Source organism: Vibrio sp. (assembly GCF_984391705.1).
This window is the reverse complement of record NZ_CFHWOM010000106.1, coordinates 1-5526: the sequence shown is the minus strand read 5'-3', so window position 1 is coordinate 5526 and position 5526 is coordinate 1. Positions and strand designations below refer to the sequence as shown.

Below are 5526 nucleotides of genomic sequence, written 5' to 3'. Positions count from 1 at the left end.
TAACGGGCAACAAAAAAGGGGCTAAAAGCCCCTTTTTCGACAAACTGTTCTATGCAGCCGCTGATTAGCGACGTAGGCCTAGACGCTTGATTAGATCTTGGTAACGAGAAAGGTTTTTGCCTTTCAAGTAGTCAAGAAGCTTACGACGGCGAGAAACCATACGTAGAAGACCACGACGGCTGTGGTGATCGCCTTTGTGCGCTTTGAAGTGACCTTGTAGGTGGTTGATAGAAGCTGTAAGTAGAGCTACTTGAACTTCTGGTGAACCTGTGTCGCCTTCGCCTTGTGCGTATTCTGCAACGATTGCTGCTTTAGTTTCTGCATTCAGAGACATAATTCTCTCCTAATAAGAGTAGGTTTAACATTGTGCCAGCCAATCTCTGATTCAGCCGACACGAGGAGCGCGAATTATAGGGGATGTATAGAGGTTAAGCAACTGCTATTTGAGTGTAACTCATAAGTACCACATTCCCATCCGATGCTTTTCTGTTACACTTAGTTCGATAAAACCTAGCTATTTGAATTAACAGGATTCACTATGAAAATCGGCATCATCGGCGCAATGGAACAAGAAGTTTCTATTCTTAAAGACGCTATCGAAAACTGTGAAACAGTCACTAAAGCGAACTGCACATACTTCTCAGGTCAAATCAATGGCGTTGATGTTGTGTTACTGCAATCAGGTATTGGCAAGGTAGCGGCATCTGTGGGAACGACTATATTGCTTGACGAATACCAACCAGATGTCGTTATCAACACAGGCTCAGCAGGCGGTTTTGATTCTAGCTTGAACGTGGGTGATGTGGTTATTTCAACAGAAGTTCGCTATCACGATGCTGACGTAACAGCATTTGGCTATGAGATGGGCCAAATGGCACAGCAGCCAGCGGCTTTCACCGCTGATGAGAACCTAATGAATGTGGCTGAAAAAGCACTTTCACAAATGGAAGACAAACACGCGGTACGCGGCCTGATTTGTACCGGCGACGCTTTTGTTGCGAGTGCAGAGCGCCAAGCATTTATCCGTCAATACTTCCCATCCGTTGTCGCTGTAGAAATGGAAGCGGCCGCAATTGCACAAACCTGTCACCAATTCAAAGTACCGTTTGTGGTCGTTCGCGCTATCTCTGACGTCGCAGACAAAGAAGCCGGCATGAGCTTTGATGAGTTCTTACCACTCGCCGCGAAAAGCTCATCAGAGATGGTGGTTAAAATGGTTGAACTGCTTAAGTAAACTAGCTTAAGGAACACAAGCAACATCATGGAAGATTTGTTTCATCAACTCTACTCGAATGGAGCGCTCCTTGTCCTATGGGGCGCTCTTCTTTGTCATCTAGTGCTTCCCTTCCCTCGTGAAGCGCATCCTGCCATTTTATGGCACAAATTTGCTGAGCAATTAGCGAATAAAGTCAATATTAATAGCGGCTATCAACAAAGTATTATTTCCGGTAGCCTAGCCTGGTTGTTAATGATTGCCTCAATGCTTGCCGTATTGATCGCACTTAAACCCTTGGTTTGGCAACCCCAGCTGTTTGAGTTGGCATTTCTGCTTCTTGCAATTGACTGGCGTAATACTGATAAGTTTACAGCGCAATTTGTTGCAGCATTAGCCCGAGAAGACAAAGAGCAAGCGAAGATACTGCTCAAACCCATTGTTAACCGTTCCACGCAACCATTATCACAACTTGGCTTAGGTAAAGTTGGGGCTGAAACCCTAATCATGTCATACGGGCGTAATGTCGTCGGAGTTCTTTTCTGGTACGCATTGGCTGGAGGTATTGGCGCGTTTATCTATCGAATGATGGTCGAGCTTGCGCGAGCTTGGTCTCCTTCTCGCCAGATGTTTTCTCCCTTTGGTATTCCAGCGATCCGAGCTGTCGCGATCATGGACTTTGTACCATTGAGACTGTTCGCTATAACGATTGCTATCGGCAATCGAACTCAGCAAGTATTCACTTTAATCAAGCAGCAAGCTAACTCCTGGCCACTACCTGGGCCCTCTTGGCTTCTCGTTGCAGTAGGTGCCAAACTAGAGCTGTCACTCGGTGGGCCTGCTATCTACGGCGGTAAAAAGTCGGAACGAGCAAAACTTGGTGGTCGTATAGCTCCTTCAGCTTTGCATATCGCTCAAGTCCAGAAACTACTTGCTTGGCGAATGTTTGCTTGGGTACTTGTTCAAAGCGCGTTAATGGCGGCTATCTATCAAGGTATTTAGATGCTCAGATTATTGTTACTTATTTCAGTGTTGTGTAGTTATTCGCTCGCAGCGGCCCCAGTTGAACGAGTCATTAGCCTTGCACCTCATGCCACTGAAATTGCTTACGCAGCGGGGCTTGGAGAAAAACTTGTTGCCGTAAGCGACCGAAGCGATTACCCAGAACAAGCTCAGAAACTTGAAAAAGTGGCCAACTATCAGGGTATCAAAATTGAGCGAATTATCGCTTTGCAACCTGACTTGATCATCGCTTGGCCAGCTGGCAATCCACCAAGGGAATTAGAAAAGCTAAAACAATTTGGCTTTAACATCTATTACTCTCAAACTCACTCTTTGGATGACATCGCCCACAATATTGAGCAACTTAGCCAATACAGCCGCTCGCCTAAACTTGGTCAAAAAGCGGCGGCTGACTTTCGTCAGCAACTCAGAGATATTAAAGAAAAATACCAAACGACTGTGCCTGTGCGCTATTTCTATCAACTGAGTGAGCAGCCAATCATTTCGGTTGCTCAGGGTAAATGGCCAAGTGAAGTATTTAGCTTCTGCGGCGGCGACAACGTTTTTAAAAACAGCTCGGCTCCCTACCCTCAAATCGGTATTGAGCAAGTACTTGTGCAACAACCTGACGTCATCTTCACATCAGAGCATGCTATCGAAAACGGCAATATGTGGGAAAGATGGAGCAATCAACTCAACGCAGTCCAACAGGGCTATGTTTGGAGCTTAAATTCAGATTGGCTCAACCGACCGACACCTAGAACTGTTCACGCTATAGAACAAGTTTGTGAGTATTTTGAAACCGTAAGGCGAAAAGGCTAACGATTGCATGCCGATATCCCGTACAATTCAGCATCATTTTCTGTTCCCCAATTTAAGTAAGAGAAGTGAGTAACATGGATTCCATGCTGCTTTATAGTATCGACCTATTCGGTACTGCAATTTTCGCCATATCAGGTGTACTGCTCGCTGGTAGACTAAAAATGGACCCATTTGGCGTTGCTGTATTAGGTAGCGTAACGGCTATTGGCGGTGGCACAATCCGAGACATGGCCCTGGGGGCGACTCCTGTGTTTTGGATTACCGATACTAACTACCTTTGGACCATTCTAATCACCTGCTTGCTGACAATGATTATTGTCAGACGACCAAAGCGCCTTGCTTGGTGGATTCTCCCTGTATGTGACGCTATTGGCTTAGCAGTATTTGTTGGCATTGGTGTAGAAAAAACCATGGCCTATCAAGACTCTGCTTTAGTCGCTGTCATTATGGGTGTGATTACAGGGTGTGGAGGAGGCATTATTCGTGACGTACTCGCGCGTGAAGTGCCAATGGTACTGCGAAGCGAAGTCTATGCGACCGCCTGTATTATTGGTGGCGTATTCCATACGACGGCACTTGCCATGGGACAAGATAGCGACACCGCATTCTTAGCAGGTGTCTTCTCTACGCTGCTTATCCGTTTAGGCGCGATTCGATGGCACTTATCTTTACCAACTTTCGCACTAAATCGTTAAGCAATAAAAAAAGGTCACCGAGGTGACCTTTTTTAATCTTCATTCTACATCAATTACTTCTGTACTCGGCGAAGCACATCTTTCAGTAAATCAAAGTCATTCGCTAGATCCTCCGAAAGTAGCTCCATCGCTGCATGCTTAGCTAACGGTCCGGGCAAGTCGATATCCGATTCTAAAATCTCATCAACCACTTCTTTAAACTTAGCTGGGTGAGCGGTACATAGGAATAAGCCTGTCTCGCCATCTGCAAGTTGCTCATCTAGCACTCGGTAAGCAATCGCGCCGTGTGGCTCACACAGATAGCCTAGAGCGTTAAGATCACGAACAGATTCAGCACTTTGCTCATCAGACACTTTGCCTTTGCCTAACGTATCTAAGCCCCAGTCTTTGATCTGACAAAGTTCTTCGATGCGTGGCCAGTTATTTGGTTGGCTAACGTCCATCGCATTCGATGTTGTTGCTACCGTTGGCTTAGGATCCCACTTACCCGTTTCTAGGTAACGTGGCACCGTGTCATTTTCATTAGTTGCAGCAATAAAACGCTTCACTGGCAGACCCAAAGCTTTTGCCAAAAGACCTGCCGTTAGGTTACCAAAGTTACCACTTGGTACTGATACAACGAGGTTTTCACGCTCTTCTTTGGTCAGTTGAGATGCCGCCTCAAAGTAGTAACAGATCTGCGCCATCAGACGAGAAATGTTGATTGAGTTTGCCGAGTTTAGACCAATCTCTTCACGAAGTGCTGCATCGTCAAAAGCTTGCTTAACCAAAGCCTGACACGCATCGAAGTCTCCATCGATCGCGACAGTATGAATGTTCTTACCTAGAGTACAGAATAGTTTCTCTTGTAATGGACTGATCTTGCCTTTCGGATAAAGGATCACAACGTTGATGTCTTCCATGCCATAGAAAGCATGCGCTACCGCTGCGCCCGTATCACCAGACGTTGCTGTCAAAATAGTGATTTTTCCGCCATCAGAAACCGCAGCTAAAGATTGCGCCATGAAACGGCCACCAAAATCTTTAAACGCCAATGTTGGGCCATGGAAAAGCTCAAGTGCGTAGACGCCATCTTTCACTTTATTGATCGGAGCTGGGAACTGAAAAGCAGAATCAACCATAGAGTGAACTTGCTCTTTAGCCAGTTCATCACCAATCAGAGCTGATAGGATCTTGGTGCTGCGAGAAACAAAGTCCTCTGCTAAAAGTGTATCCACATCATCAAACTTTGGTAGCTCAGATGGGAAGAAAAGGCCTTGGTTGCGACCTAACCCTTGGCGAACGGCTTGGCCAAAGGAAACTTGTTCATCATTTTCTTTTATATTGTAAAGCTTCATAGCTCACTTCCTGTTACTTTCGAGCCTTGTTTATCTAGACGACAAACATGGACGAATCCTTCTTCGTTTTGTACGTAATTTTGTTCAAGCCAGCGCGCTACACGCTCAGCGACATCTTTTTCTCTACAAATGCTAAACAGCGTTGGGCCACTTCCTGAAATACCCGTAGCTAGGGCTCCTGCTGTAGCTGCATATTTGCGCGCATCAGCAAAGCCTGGTAGCAGTTTCTCACGATATGGTTCCGCGATCACGTCTTTGATCATTTTAGCCGCTAACTCAGGCTGTCCCGAATGACAAGCATGAATAAATCCAGCTAAGTGACGACCATGGGCAATGATATCTTGACGACGATATTGTGACGGCAAAATTTCACGCGCTTCAGCAGTGGAAACTTTAATTCCTGGATACGCCATCACCCAGAACCAATCGTCAAAGCAAGGCACTTCTTGGCTAATGA

At 45.9% G+C, this 5526-nt stretch carries 7 protein-coding genes; 4 read left to right on the top strand and 3 right to left on the bottom strand.

What is annotated here, in order from left to right; all coding sequences use genetic code 11:
* Positions 1-64: 64 nt before the first annotated feature.
* Complete coding sequence (rpsO, locus tag AC4MRV_RS21425) at positions 65-334, bottom strand: 30S ribosomal protein S15 (RefSeq protein WP_010450057.1); 270 nt, start codon at positions 332-334, stop codon at positions 65-67.
* A gap of 204 nt (positions 335-538) precedes the next feature.
* Between rpsO and mtnN the strand changes: the two genes are divergently transcribed.
* From mtnN to AC4MRV_RS21405, 4 genes are all read left to right on the top strand, one after another.
* Positions 539-1234, top strand: coding sequence for a 5'-methylthioadenosine/S-adenosylhomocysteine nucleosidase (gene mtnN / locus AC4MRV_RS21420; RefSeq protein ID WP_491189313.1), 696 nt, complete (start codon positions 539-541; stop codon positions 1232-1234).
* Positions 1235-1261: 27 nt separating this feature from the next.
* Complete coding sequence (locus tag AC4MRV_RS21415; RefSeq protein WP_491189312.1) at positions 1262-2215, top strand: cobalamin biosynthesis family protein; 954 nt, start codon at positions 1262-1264, stop codon at positions 2213-2215.
* Positions 2216-3037 carry a vitamin B12 ABC transporter substrate-binding protein BtuF gene (gene btuF / locus AC4MRV_RS21410; RefSeq protein WP_491189311.1) on the top strand — a complete coding sequence of 274 codons (822 nt, stop codon included), beginning with the start codon at positions 2216-2218 and terminating at the stop codon, positions 3035-3037. It begins immediately after the preceding gene.
* A 74-nt stretch (positions 3038-3111) separates the two neighbouring features.
* Positions 3112-3732, top strand: a complete 621-nt coding sequence (locus AC4MRV_RS21405; RefSeq protein WP_491189310.1) for a TRIC cation channel family protein — start codon at positions 3112-3114, stop codon at positions 3730-3732.
* A gap of 53 nt (positions 3733-3785) precedes the next feature.
* Here the strand turns inward: AC4MRV_RS21405 and thrC are convergent, their stop codons facing one another.
* Positions 3786-5069 (bottom strand): threonine synthase, encoded by a 1284-nt coding sequence (gene thrC, locus AC4MRV_RS21400; protein WP_491189309.1) that lies wholly within the window; start codon positions 5067-5069, stop codon positions 3786-3788.
* The coding region (gene thrB, locus AC4MRV_RS21395) for a homoserine kinase (RefSeq protein ID WP_491189308.1) at positions 5066-5526 on the bottom strand (461 nt) is incomplete at its 5' end. The genes thrC and thrB, both read right to left, overlap by 4 nt.

Excerpts from the sequence above, each read along its gene's own strand:
- rpsO (WP_010450057.1), bottom strand. The coding sequence starts at position 334 with ATGTCTCTGAATGCAGAAACTAAAGCAGCAATCGTTGCAGAATACGCA.
- mtnN (WP_491189313.1), top strand. The coding sequence starts at position 539 with ATGAAAATCGGCATCATCGGCGCAATGGAACAAGAAGTTTCTATTCTT.
- AC4MRV_RS21415 (WP_491189312.1), top strand. The coding sequence starts at position 1,262 with ATGGAAGATTTGTTTCATCAACTCTACTCGAATGGAGCGCTCCTTGTC.
- btuF (WP_491189311.1), top strand. The coding sequence starts at position 2,216 with ATGCTCAGATTATTGTTACTTATTTCAGTGTTGTGTAGTTATTCGCTC.
- AC4MRV_RS21405 (WP_491189310.1), top strand. The coding sequence starts at position 3,112 with ATGGATTCCATGCTGCTTTATAGTATCGACCTATTCGGTACTGCAATT.
- thrC (WP_491189309.1), bottom strand. The coding sequence starts at position 5,069 with ATGAAGCTTTACAATATAAAAGAAAATGATGAACAAGTTTCCTTTGGC.